The organism is Amycolatopsis sp. cmx-4-54, assembly GCF_046548895.1.
Lineage (GTDB): Bacteria > Actinomycetota > Actinomycetes > Mycobacteriales > Pseudonocardiaceae > Amycolatopsis.
Map to the genome: position 1 here is coordinate 287634 of NZ_JAEBEJ010000002.1, position 15234 is coordinate 302867.

Sequence of the window (15234 nt, forward strand, 5' to 3'; positions counted from 1 at the left end):
CGTCCACTATGGACTTCCGGACGTCACGAAGACCCCCTTTGAGACGCTCGACGCCCCCAGGGGGCCTTCGCGTCACCGGTGGATCCCTCTTTGCTCCATTCGTGTCCACCGATGCCCGATTCCCCAGTCCCACCAGTCACACAACCCCCAGGAACCTCGCCGACACAGCCTCTGAACTGCCCTTATCAGTTATCCACATAACCTGTCCACACCCACCCACAGTTGTGGACAACCTCGCCCCTCACCCCTCGGAACCGCCATCCCCGACACCCCCTCCCGATACGCTGGTGCGGGGCGCGCCCCCCAGGGATGGGTGGGGGATGGGGTCGCGCGGATCAGCCGAAGTTCTGGGATTCGCCTCGGTAGGTGGGGACGGTCCGGTCGACGCGGTCGCCGACGACGACGTGGTAGTGCGTGAAGCGTTCGGCGAGTTCGCCCGCCTTCGCGTGGCGCAGCCAGACGCGGTCGCCCAGCCGTAGGTGACGGGCGGCTTCGCCGGAGACGGGGGTTTGGACTTCGCCGGCGCCTTCGAACCCGAGCAGCGAGAGTCCTTCGGGCAGGTAAGGCTTCGGGAGCCGCGAAGCCTCGGCGGGGCCCGAAGCGATGTAGCCGCCGGAGAAGAGCGTCGCGACTTTCGGTGCCGGGCGCCGGACGACGGGCAGCGCGAACATCGCGGCCGGGCGCGGCGAGAAGTGCGCGTAGCCGTCGAAGAGCGTCGGCCCGATGAGGCCCGAGCCCGCCGCGATTTCGGTGACGGCCGCTTCGGCGCCGGTCGATTCGACGCTGCCGCTGCCACCGCCGTTGACGAACTCCAGCTCGGCCAGGGCCCGCACCGCGCGGACCGCGGCCGCGCGGCGTTTCGCGATTTCCACCATGGACTTCCGCTGCATCCAGCCGACGAGCGAGTTCTTGACACCGCTGCCGGCCGCATCGCCGAGCCCGGCGATCTGACCTTCGTACGCCATCATCCCGACGAGCCGGAAACCCTTGCGGGACAGAATGGTCCGCGCCAGATCCGCGGCCTGCCTCGGGCTGAACACCGGCGACCGGCGGGTGCCGACGTGCACCCCTGGCAACGGTCGCCACGAAGCGTCGAGCTCCAGACAGACACGGATCTCGGGATGCCCCTGCCCCAGCGCCGCGTCGACAAGATCGAGATGTTCGGGCGAGTCGACCATGATCGAGATCGCCGCCCGCGCCCGGTCGTCCGCCGCCAGCCGGCGCAGCGCGCCGTGGTCGGCGGTCGGGTACGCCACCACGATGTCCTCGGACGTTCCCTGCTCGACATGCCAGACGGCTTCGGCGAGCGAGTAGCACATGAGGCCTTCGAAACCGGGCCGCGCGAGGACCCGTTCGAGCAGATAACGGCAGCGCACGGACTTGCTGACCACGCGGATCGGTTTGCCGTTAGCCCGCCGCAGCAGGTCGGCGCCGTTCGCGTCGAACGCATCCAAGTCGACAACCGCGAACGGAGGATCCAGGTCCTTCGTCGCCAAGTCGTACACCGTCGCACTGGTCACCCGAACTAAGGTACGACAGAAGGGCTTGAAACGCGAATACTATTCACTTACTGTTTCGGCACTCAAGCACCTCAAGGGCAGCAGCCTCTCGGAATAGGTGGGCGCATGACACGGTGGAGCAACTGGGCCGGCACCGCGACGGCATCGCCCCTGCGCGTGCATCGGCCGCGGGACACGGCCGCGATCGCCGACGCGATCAGCCGGTCCGCCGCGGACGGAAGGCGCCTGCGCCCCCTGGGCAGCGGCCACTCCTTCACGGCGATCGCCGCCGCGAACTCGGACGCCATGGACCTGACCGGTTGGACCGGGATCGCGTCGGCCGACGTCGCGAAAGGCCTGGTCACGGTCCGATCCGGCACCACGCTCAAGCAGCTCAACGCCGAACTCGACGCGCTGGGCCTGGCGATGACCAACCTCGGCGACATCGACGCGCAGACCGTCGCGGGCGCGATCTCCACCGGCACCCACGGCACCGGCGCCCGCCTCGGCGGCATCGCCACCCAGATCGCCGCGCTCGAACTCGTGCTCGCCGACGGCACCGTGGTCACCTGTTCGGCGGACGAGCGCCCCGATCTCTTCGCGGCTGCGAGGGTCGGGCTCGGCGCGCTCGGTGTCATCAGCACGGTCACCCTGCAGTGTGAACCTTCGTTCCTGCTCTCCGCCCAGGAGCGGCCCGAACCCCTCGAGCAGGTCCTCGAAGGGTTCGACCAGTTCGCGGACGAGAACGACCACTTCGAGTTCTACTGGTTCCCCTACGGCAAGAACGCCCTGGTCAAGCGCAACAACCGGCTTCCGGCGGGCAGCGAGCGCCGTCCGCTGACCAAGCTGAAGGAATTCGTCGACTACGAGGTGACGGAGAACGTCGCGTTCGGCGGCCTGTGCCGTCTAGGCCGCGCGGTGCCGAAACTCGTCCAGCCGCTCGGGCGGTTCGCCTCGAACATCCTCTCCGCCCGCGAGTACAGCGACACGTCGCATCGCGTTTTCGTGACCCACCGCGGCGTGCGGTTCGTCGAGTCGGAATTCGCGATCCCCCGCGAAGCGCTGCACGACGTCTTCTCCGAACTCCGCGCTTTCGTCCCGAGGCTGGAGAACCCGGTCGCGTTCCCGGTCGAGGTGCGGGTCGCCGCCGCGGACGACATCTGGCTTTCGACCGCGAACGGCCGCGACTCCGCCTACATCGCGATCCACCAGTTCGTCGGCATGCCCTACCGCGAGTACTTCGCCGGATTCGCGTCGATCGTCGGCGAGGTCGGCGGCCGCCCGCACTGGGGCAAGATGCACGACCTCGACGCCGCGACGCTGCGCTCGCGGTACCCGCGCTTCGACGACTTCCTGCGGGTCCGCAAGGAGGTGGACCCGGCCGGGATCTTCACGAACACCTATCTCGACCGGGTCCTCGGCACCGCTTAAGCCGTTTCGAACAAGGCGCTGACCGACTCGCCGTTGTGGATCCTCCGCATCGCCTCCGCCAGCGCGGGCGCGATCGACAGGACTCGCAGCTTCGGGCTCTGCTCCTCCGGCGGGATCGGCACCGTGTTCGTACAGACGACCTCCAGCACGTCGGGCTGGCTGCCGATCCGTTCGAGCGCGCCGCTGGAGAAGAGGCCGTGCGTGCAGGCGACGCGGATCGAACGCGGTTTCAGCTCACGCAGTTTGGTGAGCAGCTCGATCACCGTGCTGCCCTTGGCGATCTCGTCGTCGAGGACGATCACGTCGCGGCCGGTGATCTCGCCGATCACCGAGCTGATCTCGACCCTGTCGTCGGCGAAGCGCTGCTTCGCGCCGGCGGCGACCTGAACGCCGAGCAGCCGGGCGAAATGCGCGGCTTCCTTGGCGTTGCCGAGATCCGGCGAAACCACGGTGGTCGCGGAGAGGTCGTACTGGCGGAAGTGCTTCGCCAGTTCCTTCAACGCGTGCAGGTGATCGACCGGAACGCTGAAGAAGCCGTGCACCTGCGGCGAATGCAGCGTCATCGCGAGGACTCGATCGGCACCGGCGGTCGCCATCAGGTCGGCGACGAGACGGCCGCCGATCGAGATCCGCGGCGCGTCCTTCTTGTCCGAGCGGGCGTACGAGTAGTGCGGCATGACGACGGTGATCCGCTTGGCCGACGCGCCCCGTGCGGCGTCCAGCATCAGCAGCAGCTCGACGAGATGTTCCTGCACCGGCCGCACCAGCGGCTGGATCAGGAAGACGTCGCGCTCACGGCAGTTCGCTTCGAGCTGGACTTCGAGACAGTCGTTGGCGAACCGCTGCACCTTCACGGGATGCAGGGGAACGCCGAGATGGGCGCAGATCTCTTCGGCGAGCTCGGGATGTGCGCTGCCGCTGAAGACCGCGATGTCCTCGCGCAAGGACCTACTCCGTTCATTCAAAAGACGGATTACGTCCACACACTACGGTTTCACAGAGCGGAAAAGGCCTGAGAGATAGCAGTATCACCCGAGATCGCCTCAAGGACGCGGCCCGCTGTCGACGGGGTGTCGAGCAGGGCGATGAGGATCGCGGCGACGTCCTGCCGGGGAATGGGCCCGCGTCCGGTGGATTCGGCGATCCGGATCTCGCCGGTGCCCTCGTCGTCGGTGAGCTGTCCCGGCCGGAGGATCGTCCAGTCGAGATCGCGGGCGCGCAGATCGTCTTCGGCCGCTTTCTTGGCCTTGAGATAGATCCGGAAATCGTCCGGGACGTCCGCGGTCTCCCATTTGTCCGCGCCCATGGAGCCGACCTGGACATGCCGCCGGACGCCCGCCCGCTCGGAGGCGGCCGCGAAGAGTTCCGCGGCCGCTCTGTCCACAGTGTCCTTGCGAGCGGTGCCACTGCCCGGCCCGGCGCCCGCCGCGAAGATGGCGGCGTCGGCACCGTCGAGCACCTTGGCCACGGCGTCCACATCGGACTTTTCCAGATCGAGGACGACGGCTTCGGCACCGGCCGCTTCGAGGTCGGCGACATGATCGGGGTTGCGCACGATCCCGACCGCCTGATCACCGCGTGCGGAGAGAAGTTTCTCCAGTTTCAGCGCGATCTGTCCGTGTCCACCCGCAATGACTACTCGCATGGACCCGACCGTAGCGCGTTCAGTCCACTTCGGCAGGGAGCTCGGTTTCGCGCAGCAGCTGGTCGTAGACGATCTCGTTGACCAGGCGCGAAACCGGGTCCTCGTCGAGGATCATGCGCTCGCCGTGACCTTCGAGATCGAGGTCGGTGACCGCGTTGGGGTCGGCGCTGACGATCGCGAGCCCGTACGCGCGGGCACGCGGCAGGCAGTTGCCGACGTAGTCTTCCGTCAGTACGGCAGGCGATGGGAGAACCATCGCGGCCTCGCCGTAACGTGCGAACGGAACCGCGGAGGCCATCGCGGTGCGCCAGTGCCGGGCGACCGCGAGGACACCGATGATCTCGGCGGCCGGCGCGGGTGCGGTCGCGGCCAGCTCTGGCCATGTCCAGGTGTCGACGGTGGCGCGATCGACGACGGGACCCATGCCCATCGCGATGCGCTCGGCGTGCACGTCGGTACGGAGCCGGGCGACCACGCAGATCTTGCGGCCGAGCACGGTGGTCTCCGGCAACACGATGCCGTTCCAGCCGAGCAGGGCCGCCGCCTTGCGCGAAAGCTCCCCGACGCTCGCGGGCAGTTCGATCGGCGGCACCACCCGGCTCGTCAGTGACCGGCTGCGCTTCGCGCCACCGGCGACCGTCGAGCTCTCCATGTTCGGTGTAGCCGCCACGTTCCGCCTCCTTCGAACCTGGTTTCCCTAGGGCTCTTCATCCCGTGCCACCTCGGTGGAAGCGGCACATGAACTGTCTAACAGGGCGGAGAGGCGACGGCGCCGGACAACGGGAGTGGCTGCGATCGGCGGCGCCTTGTCATCGGTGACCGGTCGGTAGGCGGTCATCGGACTTCAGTCCGACGTGCCGCCAACCGAGTGAGGACGAGGTAAATGGTGTTACCCGGCGTCTCCGAACGGTCACGGACGACGAAGTGGGACGTTAGGCCATTCAGCCCAACGAATACTCGTTCCACTTTGGACTTTCGCAGGTCAGGTCACGAGACCGTCGCGGTGCGGAGGAGTTCTTCGACGCCGGGTGTCCGCCATTCGTCCATCACCACGATTTGCTTGTCCGCAACGAACCAGATCCGCTGGGTCACCTGCGCCTCGCCGCTTCCACCCGTCTGTCCACGAGGAACACACTGGATCGTCCACTCCTCGTAGGTCGCCGAGGTCCCGCCCACCGGTGCGGTGGCGGAAACCGTCCGCACCGCGTCACCCTCTTGGCGGAGGTCCTTTCGCCCGGCGGCATTGCAGGCCCGGCCGCCCGCGCTGCGCCGATAGAACTCGCCTGGCCGGTACGGCGGCTGCTCGGCGGACTGCAGGCTGTTGTCCGTGAGGAGAACGTACTGGCAGTTGAAGTACTTCTTGGGATCCGGGCAGCCGGGGGCGACGAGTACCTTCTCCAGCCCCTGCGAAACCACGGACCAGTCCTGCGGAAGATGCAGGGTGAGCGCGCCGGCCGAGACGTCGGTGACGCCTGGCTCGAACGGGGCGGACGACGTGCCTTTGACCACCTTCCCACCGGTCACGCCGTCGACGAGGGCAGGGTTCAGGAGACCGGCCAGCTTGTCGTAGGGCAGCGTGTAGTCCTGCACTCCGCAAGCGGTGGCGAAGCCGAGAAGGTTGAGGTCAACGGTGACCTCGACGGCCGCCGGGGTGAACGCGAGCCACACCTTCGGCTCTTCGGCGAGGTCTGCCGTCTTGAGGGGCTGATACGGGAAGGTGCTGCTGAGCGCACCGCACTGCTGTTTGTCCGGCCAGAGCAGTTCGGCGAGGGTCCGCAGTCCGTCGTCGGTGAACTTTCCGGGGGCGAACAGTTCGGCGGGCGTGAGCGCCTTGCCCTCCTTCAGGTCGATGGTCACCGCGGCACGACCGTTTCCCCAGGTCGAATGCGGTTTGTTCTCGAGGTCGTGCGTGTAGCGCACCGAGAGGTACCGCTCGTTCTGCGAGCGCACTTCGGCCTTCGTGAGGAGCTTGTACGGGCCGCGTTCCGGCTCCAGCTTGGCCGCGCCCGGACCGGTCTTGCGGTTCCACTCGTCGATCGGCGCCGCCAGGGCGTCGTTGACGCGCTTCAGCCAGGCTTGATCGGGCGACCCGGTCACCTCGGGGTGGTCCCCGCTGTAGGGGAGGGTCGTCCCGGGCACGGTCCCGGATCGGGTCTTCATGGCGACCTTGAGCGCGACGGCCTGCTGCGTGGTCGGCGGTGACGGCGGCGGTGTGCTCGCGTCGGAGAAGACGACCACCGAGCCGACCACGGCGGCCGTCGCCGCGACGACGCCGATGGCGATCTTCAATCCGGCCGCGATTCCGCCGGTCGACGCGGCCACCGCGCCCGTCCCGGCGGCGGCGACCCCGGGCGCGGCCGCCGTACCGGCACCGAGCAGGACCAACGGGGTCGCCGCGGCGAGTACGCCCGCCGCCTTCGCCAGCCGTGACCAGCCTTTGCGCTCCCATTCGTCGCCGTAACCCGCGCGGGCGACGCGTTCCAGTTCGCTGACGAACATGAGCGCGTCGACCGGTCGTTTCGAAGGGTCCTTCGCCATCCCCAGCGCGACGATCTCGTGCACCGGCTGGGGGACTTCGCCGAACGGGATGGGCGCGTGTTCGTGCAGCGTGCGGAGCACTTCGGTGTCGTCGGCCTGATACGGCCGGTGCCCGGCGACGCACTGGAAGAACACGCAGGTCGCGGCGTAGACGTCGGTCGCGGGCGTGGCCTGTCCACCCGACCACTGCTCGGGTGCCATGTACGCGGGTGTGCCGACGGACGGGCCCCGTTCCCCCGCCAGGACAGCCGTGCCGAAGTCGACGAGCTTGCTTTCACCGGTGTCGGCGACGAGCACGTTGGCCGGTTTGTAGTCCCGGTGGACGACGTGGGCGGAATGCGCCGCGGCCAGCCCGAGCAGCGAACCCTTCAGCACCGCGAGCGCGGCCTCGGGTTCGAGAGCGCCTTCGGCCTGGAGCACCGAGCGCAGGGAGACACCGTTGATCGCCTCCATGACGATCGCCGCGCCCTGCGGCGTCTCGAAGAACTCGTGCAGTTTCACGACGTGCGGGCTCGACACCCGGTGCAGCGCCAGTGCTTCCTGCCGGAACGCGGCGAGATGCGCGGGGTCCGCGGCGAAGCGGGAGAAGAGGTACTTGATCGCGATGACGTGGCCGGTGTTGTCCTGGCGTGCGAGCACCACGCGGCCGAAGGTGCCCGTGCCCAGCTGCTCCAGCTCGGTGAAGCCGGGCAGTCTCCACTCGTCACTTAGTTCCACTGTGCCTCTTCCAAAATCTTGTCGAGGCCTGGAGTGTTCCACTCGTCGACGATCACGAGCTGTGTTTTCGGCAGGAACCAGACCCGCTGGGTGACCGAACCGCCGCCGGAACACGTGATCCGCCACTCTTCGTAGGCGGCCCGCTTCGTACCGACCGGGCGAAGTTCCTTCCTCTGGAGGGTAGGCGCCCCCTGGGTCTCACCGGGTGCGCCGATGGAATGACACGGACGCGGACCGGTCGAGCGGTTGTACGGCTTGCCCGGTTCATACGCCCGCGTGGCCGGGTCGGTCCGCGAGTTGTCGCTGAAGACGACGCCCGCGCAGTGGAACGGCTGTGTCCCGCCGCCCGCGCACTGGTCGGCGGTCACCAGGTAGCGCTCGATGGGAGCTCCGGAGAGCAGCGACCACTTCTCCGGCGTGGTGATGGTGAAGGCGCCGACGTTGTCCACTTTGGTGCGTTGCCCCTGTGCGCCGCCGAGCAGGTTCATGACCGCCGGGCTCATCAGATGGCGGAGGTGGCGGTATTCGACCGTGACCTGGGTCGGGTCGCAGACACGGGGATAGCCGAGCACGGATCCGTAGACGTAGAACGTCATCCCGTTCGCGGTCGGTGCCGCCTGCAGCACGGTGTCGCCGGTGACCGACCACGGATCCGACATCGCGCCGACCGGCAGGTGCTCGCGTTCGCTCGGCGCGTCGGCGAGGCAGTCACCCGGCCTGGCGGCGTCGAAGAGCATGTCTTCGAGCATGCGCATCCGGTCGGCGGTGCCGTCGACGTTGTCGAACAGGTGCGCGTTGGGGATCTGTTCGCCCTTCGTCAGATCGATGACGATCGGGCGGATGCTGAAGCCGCCGTGGTTGCCGAACTGGACGGAGTCGATCGAGCGTTTGTAGACGACGGAGAGCAGCTTGTCATCCTGGCGCAGGATCTCGGCCTCGGACTTCATATGCGGGATGTCGCCGTCGGGCTCGCGCTGCGGCGGGTAGCCGTCGGGCCAGAAGCCCGCGAGCCAGCCGTCGATCGGCGCCATCAGCGCCTTGTTGACCCGCTCTTCGGCGGCCTTGTCCTTCAAACCGCTGATGCGGACGTACTTGCCGTCGTAGTCGAAGCCGTCGAGTTTCTCGGTGCGGGTGACGAGGTCGACCTTCATCGCGGCGACGGTCGTCGTCTGGGGTGGCGCTTCGTCGCTGTCGGCGTTGACCACGACGACCGTGCCGACGGCGGCCGTCCCGGCGCCGAGCAGGGCCAACGGCGACAGGGCGACCAGGACACCGGCGCCTTTAGCGAGCCAGTGCCAGCCATTGCGCTCCCAGTCCTCGCCGTACGCCTTCCTGGCGGACGCCTCCAGTTCGGTGACGAATTCGGCCGCACCCGACGGCCGCTGGGCGACGTCCTTCGCCATGCCGCGCGCGATGAGGTCGCGGACCGGTTCAGGCACCTCGCCGAACGGGATCGGGGCGTATTCGTGCAGCGTGCGGAGCACTTCGGCCTGCTCGGCCTCGTACGGCCGATGCCCGGCGACGCACTGGAAGAACACGCAGGTCGCGGCGTAGACGTCGGTTGCGGGGGTGGCGACGCCGCCCGCCCACTGCTCGGGCGCCATGTACGCGGGCGTGCCCGCTGCGACCCCGGTCTGCCCGGCGAGCACGGCGATGCCGAAGTCGACGAGCTTGCTCTGCCCCTCGCGGGTGACCAGGACGTTGGCCGGTTTGTAGTCGCGGTGGACGGTGCCCGCGGCGTGCGCGCCGGCGAGACCGAGCAGCGAGCCTTTGAGGATGGCCAGCGCGGCTTCGGGTTCGAGCTTCTCCTGGCGGCCGAGGATCTCTTTCAGGGAAATTCCGTGGACGGCTTCCATGATGATCGCGGCCCCTTGCGGGGTCTCGGCGAACTGGTGCAGACGGGCGATGTGCGGCCCCGAAACGCGGCTCAGGATCTGCGCCTCGTGGCGGAATTCCGCCAGCCGCCGCGGGTCTGCCGCGAACCGCGCGTACAGGTACTTGATGGCCACGACCTGCGCGGATTCGTCGTGGCGAGCCAGCACGACCCGGCCGAATCCCCCTTCGCCCAGCGACCCCATCTCGGTGAAACCCGGCAAGGCCCAGTCGTCCACAGAATCCTCCGCGATTCCCGATCGTGTCCCCTTGGAGGTGAGCTGCGCCGCAGCGGTTCCCCGCCTTCCGGGTTTAGGGTTACCCGTCGGTCACTTAGCCCGTTGCGATGGAGGAACGATGCGTTCGCCGAAGGATTTCTTCGCCCCGCTCGCGGTGGGAGCGCCGGAACCGCTCCGCCAGATCCCCGTACCTCCTTCGCGGATGATCCACTTCTTCGATCCCGGCAACGAGAAGATGGCCGCCAAGGTCCCGGACCTCGCCAAGAAGGTCGACGTCCTGCTTGGGAACCTTGAAGACGCCGTGCGCGCCGACCGCAAGGAGGCCGCGCGGAACGGGCTCGTCTCCATCGCGAAGTCGACCGACTTCGGCAAGACGCAGCTGTGGACCCGCGTCAACAGTCTCGACTCGCCGTGGGTGCTCGACGACCTCATCACGCTGGTCACCGAGATCGGCGACAAACTCGACGTGATCATGGTGCCGAAGGTCGAAGGCGCGCAGGACATCCACTACGTCGACAGGCTGCTCGCGCAGCTCGAAGCGCGGGCCGGGCTCACGAAACCGCTGCTGGTGCACGCGATCCTGGAGACCGCCAGCGGCGTCGCGAACGTCGAAGAGATCGCGGGCGCGAGCCCCCGCATGCAGGGCATCTCGCTCGGCCCGGCCGACCTCGCCGCGAGCCGCCGGATGAAGACCACCCGGGTGGGTGGCGGGCACCCGGGTTACCTGGTGCGCACGGATCCGACCGGCGAAGACCTGAACGAGGGGCGCACGACGTACCAGCAGGATCTGTGGCACTACACCGTCGCGCGAATGGTCGACGCCTGCGCGGCGAACGGGATCCTGCCGTACTACGGGCCGTTCGGCGACATCCGCGACGTCGTGGCCTGTGAGGACCAGTTCCGCAACGCGTTCCTGCTCGGCTGCGTGGGCGCTTGGAGCCTGCACCCGGTGCAGATCGACATCGCCAAGAAGGTGTTCTCGCCCTCGCCCGAGGACGTCGCGTGGGCGCGGCGCGTGATCGCCGAGATGGGTGACGGCACCGGTGCGGTGATGATCGACGGGAAGATGCAGGACGACGCCTCGGTGAAGCAGTGCCGGGTGGTCGCCGAACTCGCGGACGTTCTCGCCGCCGACGATCCTGAGCTCGCTGCCGCGTACGACGCGGCCATGAAGGAGGCTTCCGAATGAACCCCCGGCGTTCCGTCCTCTACATGCCCGGCGCGAACGAAAGAGCGCTGGAAAAGGCCAAGACGCTGGACGCGGACGGGCTGATCCTCGACCTCGAAGACGCCGTCGCGCCCGACGCGAAGGAAGCCGCACGTGAACGCGTTTGCGCGGCCGCGTCGTCGAAGGAGTACGGCAAGCGCGAGGTGACCATCCGCGTCAACGGCCTCGACACCGAATGGCACGACGCCGACCTCCGCGCCGCCGCGCAGGCGGGCCCGGCCGCGATCGTGGTGCCGAAGGTGAACTCCGCCGCCGAAGTGCACAACATCGAGCGCGCCCTGGAACTCGGCGGCGCGCCGGACCACACGAAGATTTGGGCGATGGTGGAGACACCGGTCGCGATGCTGCACGCCGAGGAGATCGCCTCGGCGTCCGAACGGCTGACCGTGCTGGTCATGGGCACGAACGACCTGGCGAAGGAACTGCACGCCGAGTTCGTCCCCGGCCGCGCGCCGCTGCTGGGCGGGCTTTCGCTCGCGCTGCTGGCCGCGCGGGCGACCGGCAAGGCGATCCTCGACGGCGTCTACAACGACGTGAAGGACCTCGAAGGCTTCGAAGCGGAATGCGTTCAGGGCCGTCAGTTCGGCTTTGACGGCAAGACGCTGATCCACCCGTCGCAGCTGGAGCCGTGCAACCGGATCTTCGCGCCGTCCGAGGAGGAGATCACGCGCTCGCGCAAGATCATCGCGGCGTTCGAGGAGGCGCAGGCGGCCGGGCAGGGCGTCGTGACCGTGGACGGGCGGATGATCGAGAACCTGCACGTGGACAACGCGCGGCGGATCCTGGCGCTGGCCGAGGCGATCGGCAACTAGAGCAACCACCTATCGATACCAATTGTCGAAACGGCCTAGAGTAGGCGCGTGGCTGATCAACGACCGTTGACGTCGATCGAGATCGAGGGCTTCACCTCGATCCGCTCGGCGCGCGTCGAGCTGGGCGCGATGAACGTGCTGATCGGCGCGAACGGCGCTGGCAAGAGCAACTTCGTCCAGTCCTTCGAGCTGCTGGGAAGGATCAGCGAAGACCTGCTGAACCTGTTCGTCGGCCGCAATGGCGGGGCGTCGGCGCTGATCAACGACACCGCCGACACGAGGCAGATCAGCTTCAAGCTGAGTGCGCCTCCGGACAGCTACCACGCCCAGCTCAGTGCGGCTCCTGGTGAAGAGCTGATCTTCGAATACGAATCTGTCTCTACCTACGACGAGAAAGAGCAGGATCTGCGGAGACTGTCGGCAGGCCGTGGTCATCGAGAGAGCAAACTGGGTAACTTCGCGGCCAGACCCGAAGCGGCTCAGGTGGCGGCGAGGATTATCGAGCTTCTTCAAGGTTGCCGCGTCTACCACTTCCACGACACCAGCGTCGACGCGCCGGTGAAGCGCCTTTCCCCGACCGCCGACGACCTGGCCCTGCGCGCGGACGCTGGGAACATCGCCGCGGTTCTCCTTCGGCTACGCGACAGCTCAGACCGGGCGGACAAGGTCGCGTATCGCCGGATCGTCGGTGCGATCCGGCTCGTTGCCCCTTTCTTCCGCGACTTCGTCCTCCAACCGGACAGCACCGACCGCATCCTCCTTCGCTGGCAGCGGCAGAATTCCGAGACCGTTTTCTCGGCGAATCAGATGTCCGACGGGACACTGCGTTTCGTTTGCCTCGTCACCCTGTTGCTGCAACCTGAGCTTCCGGCACTGGTCGTGCTCGACGAACCCGAACTCGGCCTGCACCCGATGGCCATCGTCCAGCTGGCGGACATGCTGCGCTCCGCCTCGACCCGCAGTCAGGTCCTGATAGCGACTCAGTCGGTGACGTTGATGAACCAGTTCTCCGCCGAAGATCTGATCGTCGTCCAGCAGCGGAACGGCGATTCGGCCTTCACCCGGCCCAACAAGGCCGCGCTGGCAGCCTGGCTCGACGAGTACTCGCTCGGCGAACTCTGGGAGAAGAACATCATCGGCGGGCAGCCGGGCTCGATGGGCAGCGTTCTCGATGCCTGACCCGAAACGTCTGCACTTGCTGGTGGAAGGCCAGACGGAGGCGAACGTTGTCCGGGATGTGCTGTCCGGGCACTTTCAACGGCGAGGCTGGTTCGTCACCTATTCGACGGTCCGCACGCATACATCCTCCGTGACCTATCGCGGTGGCGTCACGTCTTGGCCGAAGCTGCACAGGGAGATCAAGGAACTGCTCGCCAGCCCACGTCTCACCGTGCTGACGACCCTGTTCGACTATTACGGCTTCCCTGCTGACGCGCCGGGAATGGCTTCCCGTCCGACGGGAGCAGCCACCGCGAAAGTCGGGCACGTCGAGGAGGCGCTGCGAGCAGCCATCGACGATCACCGGTTCGTTCCTCATCTCGTGCAGCATGAACTGGAGTCGTGGGTCCTCGCCGCCGGCGACCAACTGGCGGATCTGCGCGACGATCCGGCGATAGCCGAGCGAATCAAGCAAGACTGCGCCGAAGCCGGTGGCCCGGAACTCGTCAACGATGATCCGAAGAACGCACCGTCCAAACGGCTTGCCAGATACTGCCCTGGTTACGTGAAAACACTCGAAGGCCCGCTGGCGATCGCGGACCTGGGCATCGAAGGTCTGAAGGCGCAATGTCCGCACTTCGCCGCGTGGCTTGCCGAACTCGGCTCCAGGGCCTGACGCGTTTCGTCCTCTAGTTGCGTCGGTGGTCAGGGCCAGGGGCGCGGAGTGGGGCGAAGGGTTTCGTAGGCGGCAGCGGCGCGAAGGACGTCGAGGTCGGCGAAGCGGCGGCCGCTGATCTGGAGGCCGATGGGCTGGTCGTCGCTCGTGTAGCCGCAGTTGATCGAGACCGCGGGCTGGCCGGACATGTTGTACGGCACGGTGAACGCGATGTGCTCGAACGGGCGGCGCGGGTCGTTGGTCGGCGAGGGCCACTCGGCGGGCGGGGCCGAGACCGGGCAGGTCGGTGACAGGACGACGTCGAAGCGTTCGGTCGCGCGCAGGGTCGCGACGGCGATGGTGTCGATCTGCGCGAAACCGCGGTAGGCGTCGACACCGCTGACGTCGGCGCCGCCGGCGGCCCAGTCGGCGATGTACGGCAGCACCTTCGCGCGGCGGTCTTCGGGGAGCGCGGACATGTCCGACCAGGCGCGAACGCGCCAGAAGGTGTCGAGCCCGTCGAGCATTTCTCGGCGCAGGAACGGCGAAACCGGCTCGACGACGGCGCCCGCGGCCTCGAAGACACGTGCGGCTTCGGTGACGGCGGCGATCGTCTCCGGCAACACCGGAAGCCCAACGCCAGGGTCGAGGTGGAGTCCGATCCGCAGGTCCTTGACCCCGACCGAAAGCGAAGACCAGTCGACAGCCGAGGGCGGCAGCGAGAGATGGTCGCGACCGTCCACACCGGACAGAACGCGCATCAGCAGCGCGGTATCGGCCACGGTCCGCGTCATCGGTCCGGCGACGCGGCCGAGGAATGGCGGATCCACCGGCACCCGCCCGAAACTCGGCTTCAGCCCGACCAGGCCGCACCAGCCGGCGGGCAGCCGGATCGAGCCGCCGATGTCGGTGCCGACATGCAGCGGGCCGTAACCGGCGGCGGCCGCCGAACCGGCACCGGCGCTGGAGCCGCCGGGCGTGCGCGTGGTGTCCCACGGATTCCGCGACGCGGTGTGGAAACTCGACAGCCCGGACGTCAGCATCCCGTAGTCCGGCATGGTCGTCTTGCCCAGCAGGAGCCCGCCGGACTCGCGCACGCGAGCGCCCGCCGGGGCGTCTTCGGGCGCGGGCGCCAACGAGGACGCGGCCGTGCCGAGCGGCACCGGTGTGCCGCGGGTCGCGATGTTCTCCTTGAGGGTCAAGGGAACGCCGTCGATCGGGCCGAGCGGTTCCCCGGCGTGCCAACGACTCTCGGACGCCTTCGCGTCTTCGCGCGCGCCGCTCGGGTCGTACGCGTAGAGCGCGTGCAGTTCGGGTTCGCGCGCCTCGATGCGAGCGAGGACGGCTTCGGTGACCTCCACCGGCGACAGCGTCCCGGCGCGGTACTGCGCGACCAGTTCGACAGCGGTCAGATCAGGCAATTCCGGCACGGCGGGCCTC

General features: G+C 67.9%; 12 protein-coding genes. 5 read left to right on the plus strand and 7 right to left on the minus strand.

The window, feature by feature from the left end; genetic code table 11:
- Positions 1 to 335: 335 nt before the first annotated feature.
- Positions 336 to 1520 carry an amino acid deaminase/aldolase gene (locus ACLJQ7_RS06600; RefSeq protein WP_410647248.1) on the minus strand — a complete coding sequence of 395 codons (1185 nt, stop codon included), beginning with the start codon at positions 1518 to 1520 and terminating at the stop codon, positions 336 to 338.
- Positions 1521 to 1625: 105 nt separating this feature from the next.
- On the opposite strand from ACLJQ7_RS06600, the gene ACLJQ7_RS06605 reads away from it, so the two are divergent.
- Positions 1626 to 2930 carry a D-arabinono-1,4-lactone oxidase gene (locus ACLJQ7_RS06605; protein ID WP_410647249.1) on the plus strand — a complete coding sequence of 435 codons (1305 nt, stop codon included), beginning with the start codon at positions 1626 to 1628 and terminating at the stop codon, positions 2928 to 2930.
- On the opposite strand, the gene ACLJQ7_RS06610 is transcribed toward ACLJQ7_RS06605, so the two are convergent.
- From ACLJQ7_RS06610 to ACLJQ7_RS06630, 5 genes are all read right to left on the minus strand, one after another.
- Entirely contained in the window at positions 2927 to 3874 is a 948-nt protein-coding gene (locus tag ACLJQ7_RS06610) for a ribose-phosphate diphosphokinase (protein ID WP_410647250.1), read from the minus strand. The two genes, ACLJQ7_RS06605 and ACLJQ7_RS06610, sit on opposite strands and share 4 nt — an antisense overlap.
- A 50-nt stretch (positions 3875 to 3924) precedes the next feature.
- Positions 3925 to 4575, minus strand: coding sequence for an NAD(P)H-binding protein (locus ACLJQ7_RS06615; RefSeq protein WP_410647251.1), 651 nt, complete (start codon positions 4573 to 4575; stop codon positions 3925 to 3927).
- 19 nt (positions 4576 to 4594) lie between these two features.
- Positions 4595 to 5245: a hypothetical protein gene (locus ACLJQ7_RS06620; RefSeq protein WP_410647252.1), complete on the minus strand. Its 651-nt coding sequence runs from the start codon at positions 5243 to 5245 to the stop codon at positions 4595 to 4597.
- Between the two features lie 317 nt (positions 5246 to 5562).
- Positions 5563 to 7830 carry a serine/threonine-protein kinase gene (locus ACLJQ7_RS06625; RefSeq protein WP_410647253.1) on the minus strand — a complete coding sequence of 756 codons (2268 nt, stop codon included), beginning with the start codon at positions 7828 to 7830 and terminating at the stop codon, positions 5563 to 5565.
- Positions 7821 to 9941: a protein kinase domain-containing protein gene (locus tag ACLJQ7_RS06630; RefSeq protein WP_410647254.1), complete on the minus strand. Its 2121-nt coding sequence runs from the start codon at positions 9939 to 9941 to the stop codon at positions 7821 to 7823. Before ACLJQ7_RS06630 ends, ACLJQ7_RS06625 begins: the two co-directional genes overlap by 10 nt.
- Positions 9942 to 10059: 118 nt before the next feature.
- Between ACLJQ7_RS06630 and ACLJQ7_RS06635 the strand changes: the two genes are divergently transcribed.
- The 4 genes from ACLJQ7_RS06635 to ACLJQ7_RS06650 are packed head-to-tail and all read left to right on the plus strand — an operon-like array spanning position 10060 to position 13815.
- The gene (locus tag ACLJQ7_RS06635) at positions 10060 to 11130 is read left to right on the plus strand and encodes an HpcH/HpaI aldolase/citrate lyase family protein (protein WP_410647255.1); all 1071 of its coding nucleotides are present in this window, start codon (positions 10060 to 10062) and stop codon (positions 11128 to 11130) included.
- Positions 11127 to 11981: an HpcH/HpaI aldolase/citrate lyase family protein gene (locus ACLJQ7_RS06640; RefSeq protein WP_410647256.1), complete on the plus strand. Its 855-nt coding sequence runs from the start codon at positions 11127 to 11129 to the stop codon at positions 11979 to 11981. Before ACLJQ7_RS06635 ends, ACLJQ7_RS06640 begins: the two co-directional genes overlap by 4 nt.
- Before the next feature lie 48 nt (positions 11982 to 12029).
- Positions 12030 to 13160 carry an AAA family ATPase gene (locus tag ACLJQ7_RS06645; protein ID WP_410647257.1) on the plus strand — a complete coding sequence of 377 codons (1131 nt, stop codon included), beginning with the start codon at positions 12030 to 12032 and terminating at the stop codon, positions 13158 to 13160.
- A complete protein-coding gene (locus ACLJQ7_RS06650; RefSeq protein ID WP_410647258.1) occupies positions 13153 to 13815 on the plus strand; it encodes a DUF4276 family protein in 663 nt (220 codons plus the stop codon). Before ACLJQ7_RS06645 ends, ACLJQ7_RS06650 begins: the two co-directional genes overlap by 8 nt.
- A 29-nt stretch (positions 13816 to 13844) precedes the next feature.
- Here the strand turns inward: ACLJQ7_RS06650 and ACLJQ7_RS06655 are convergent, their stop codons facing one another.
- A complete protein-coding gene (locus ACLJQ7_RS06655) occupies positions 13845 to 15224 on the minus strand; it encodes an amidase (protein WP_410647259.1) in 1380 nt (459 codons plus the stop codon).
- Between the last annotated feature and the right edge of the window lie 10 nt (positions 15225 to 15234).

Excerpts from the sequence above, each read along its gene's own strand:
- ACLJQ7_RS06605 (WP_410647249.1), top strand. The coding sequence starts at position 1,626 with ATGACACGGTGGAGCAACTGGGCCGGCACCGCGACGGCATCGCCCCTG.
- ACLJQ7_RS06615 (WP_410647251.1), bottom strand. The coding sequence starts at position 4,575 with ATGCGAGTAGTCATTGCGGGTGGACACGGACAGATCGCGCTGAAACTG.
- ACLJQ7_RS06635 (WP_410647255.1), top strand. The coding sequence starts at position 10,060 with ATGCGTTCGCCGAAGGATTTCTTCGCCCCGCTCGCGGTGGGAGCGCCG.
- ACLJQ7_RS06640 (WP_410647256.1), top strand. The coding sequence starts at position 11,127 with ATGAACCCCCGGCGTTCCGTCCTCTACATGCCCGGCGCGAACGAAAGA.
- ACLJQ7_RS06650 (WP_410647258.1), top strand. The coding sequence starts at position 13,153 with ATGCCTGACCCGAAACGTCTGCACTTGCTGGTGGAAGGCCAGACGGAG.